Raw genomic sequence first — 2,572 nt, forward strand, 5'->3', positions numbered from 1 at the left:
TGCCCACAAAGGCCTAAACAACGCAATCGAAGTGTCGCATAGACCGACCCGGAAACGAAAGAAGATATTTGGGCGTTTCAAATCACATCGCCAAGCACAGAGGTTTCTATCTGTGCATGACCAGATCAAATTAGTATTCCGTCCCCGCAGATATCAACTCACCGCAAACTTGTATCAACACCACATTCCGATACGTTCAGCCTCTGGGAGGTGTACATCTCTGAAATGACGACCTGAGTGCGGCTTGACAACACTTGTCATGCCGCCTCAAACAATTTGGCAATAGCGTTCCATGACTGATCCTCCGATCCGCCATGCCCTCCCATTATGACAACCCGACGTTGGCAGATAATCACATCACCGGATGCAGCGCTGCATCCGAAGTCTGGAACGTGCCCATTCTCTCGAGTTTTGTAGTATGATCAAATGGCGGCTAACCACGCCAGATTTGAAGAGTAGAGAAGGTACTCAGTTGAGTATATCGACTACTGCCCCTATCAGGTTCAACACCTCGTGCGTCTGCCGGTTCACCTGATAAACATAGTCTCCGGCACGCACATAGTAGCCGTTTCGCCGCAGGCCATATCTGTTGGGATCGTCGATACGAACATACCCATTGTAGATGAAATCCCCAACCCGGTATCGTTTGACCTGGCCAGGTGGAACGCATGGAACAGCTTTCTTGGCCAAGCCCGGTGGGCAATGTCCGGCCTTGGATTTCACGAGAACAGGCTGCATTGTTGTGTGTGACTCGATAATTTGTTTGAGCTTGTGAGGCTGCGCATTAAAACTCGCGCTCGCAACCGGCGCGGTCTGAATGATGAATAGCGCCGCCGCGATTCCCAAAACCGTTTTCATCTTTTTTGCCTCCTTTGGCTTCATATCCTAGTTATGATCCCCGTTCGGATTTGACCAACCCTTAGGCGGAGACTGGCTTGCTACTGGCGTCTTCTGCTATGATGGTTGGTTCGTTTGGCACGACATTCTCACCTAACGACCTTCCAAACCGTCAAATTGGAAAGCGGCAATAGAAGTGTCGCGCGGTCAGACAATTCATGTGTTCTTATTTCGCAAACAACATTAACCGAACATGAACAGTTTATTCTTAGTGCGTTCAACCACGCTGGGGCACTGTGGTCAGGTCAAATCGAACGAAACGTAAGTCGTTTGGTGGAAACGAGGGGAATAAGATGGTCAAGCCTGCCTTTGTGACTAAAGACCGCAGCACAACAGCTGCGATGCGGACCTCTGGTCAATCTGTTGAAGAGCGTCTGCAAACCACGATGAATTCGAGCAATGGTCGCTTCCCTCCTATCGATAACGCACTAACAAAGATCGTAAAAGACAAGCGGCTATCTGAGGCTCACCAAAACATCTGAAGGCAAATCAGTTGCCCCCCCGAACAATTCTCGATATTCGTCCTAAACATCAGAATTGCAATATGAATCCCGCCCTTTCCTGGGGCGGGGTTTATTTGTCGGTTAGCACGATCACCAAAAGCTAGTGTCTAACACTAAGAAAACGTCGACCAGCCCGCTCAACATCCGAAAGGCTCTTGGTCGTCCCAGCTGTCAGTACGTCCAAGAGTGGAGGCCAAAATTGGCCAAGAAGCTTCAGGTCATAGCCCCAGAAGCGATTTCACCTGCGCTTCAACGGCGTCGGTGACGGGCTTGTTGGCAGCTGCTTCCAGGGCCTCACGTTCAGCCAAATCTTGCGCTTCGACAAGCTCATTCAGTTCTTCCGCCTCTTCGACAGCTTCATTGTAGTCTATGGCGGCCTGTCTCTCGTCACTCAAACTCCGGGCGTCGTCGATTGAAGCACCCAAAGCGGCTTGGGCGTCTTCGAGTTGCGCTTCGATATCTGGATCCGTACCACCCGCGTCTTCCAAAGCCTGCTCCAGCTCATCTACCGTGTCCCGATTGGTTTGAACCTCACCCAACGCAGCTTCCAAATCATCCTCGATTTCTTGCACGGTCCGATCTGGTTGTTCCAACCCTGCTAAAACCTCTAGCTGTTCCACTAGATCCTCACGCAAGGGTTCACCGGCCAACACTGTGTCTCGGTAGGTGGCAATTCTGCCAACCCGCGAATTAGGAGAGGCATTGGCCAGTGCAGTTGGGCTTGCATTGGCTGCATTCAACGCGCCCAATTCAGATGGATGAGCGCCAAGCAGCGCAGCCATACGGTTACCCTTGGCGCGGGAAACGGGGCGTTTCGACTCCTCCACGATCGCAGTCTGGTGGGTTGGTTTTTGCGCCCCCTGAGTTGTCACAGCGGTCGTTCGAGGGGAACCAGTTTTCCGGGCTTTGCTATTCCCGCTGAATAGGTCTTTCAGTGAGAACCCCCCGCCTTTCTTCTGACCAGCCCCAGCAGAGCGAGACTTTATTTTTTGCGATCCAGATTTCCCGACCTTGCTTCCGCCACCGCCTTTGGCAGCCGCGCCGTGATCACCGCCATTTCCTTTGGCCCCATTGCTGTTTCCACCGCCATTGCCGTTACCGTTTCCACCGCCGTTGCCATTGCCATTTCCACCGCCGTTGCCATTGCCATTTCCACCGCCGTTGCCATTGCC

Annotated in this window: 3 protein-coding genes and 1 pseudogene; 2 read left to right on the forward strand and 2 right to left on the reverse strand. The window is 52.3% G+C overall.

The window, feature by feature from the left end:
- Window positions 1-237, forward strand: a pseudogene (locus Q1B13_RS26715) (IS6 family transposase); the annotation flags it as partial.
- A 231-nt stretch (window positions 238-468) separates the two neighbouring features.
- On the opposite strand, the gene Q1B13_RS26720 reads toward Q1B13_RS26715, so the two are convergent.
- Entirely contained in the window at window positions 469-858 is a 390-nt protein-coding gene (locus Q1B13_RS26720) for a hypothetical protein (protein ID WP_298938162.1), read from the reverse strand.
- A 332-nt stretch (window positions 859-1,190) separates the two neighbouring features.
- On the opposite strand from Q1B13_RS26720, the gene Q1B13_RS26725 reads away from it, so the two are divergent.
- Window positions 1,191-1,379 carry a hypothetical protein gene (locus tag Q1B13_RS26725; protein WP_299085922.1) on the forward strand — a complete coding sequence of 63 codons (189 nt, stop codon included), beginning with the start codon at window positions 1,191-1,193 and terminating at the stop codon, window positions 1,377-1,379.
- A gap of 239 nt (window positions 1,380-1,618) precedes the next feature.
- Here Q1B13_RS26725 and Q1B13_RS26730 read toward each other — a convergent pair.
- Window positions 1,619-2,572: hypothetical protein (locus Q1B13_RS26730; RefSeq protein ID WP_299085923.1), on the reverse strand; the 954-nt coding region annotated here is incomplete at its 5' end.

It is taken from the genome of uncultured Ruegeria sp., from assembly GCF_947489545.1.
Lineage (GTDB): Bacteria > Pseudomonadota > Alphaproteobacteria > Rhodobacterales > Rhodobacteraceae > Ruegeria.

Coding starts and splice junctions, on each gene's coding strand:
- Q1B13_RS26720 (WP_298938162.1), bottom strand. CDS start 858: ATGAAAACGGTTTTGGGAATCGCGGCGGCGCTATTCATCATTCAGACC.
- Q1B13_RS26725 (WP_299085922.1), top strand. CDS start 1,191: ATGGTCAAGCCTGCCTTTGTGACTAAAGACCGCAGCACAACAGCTGCG.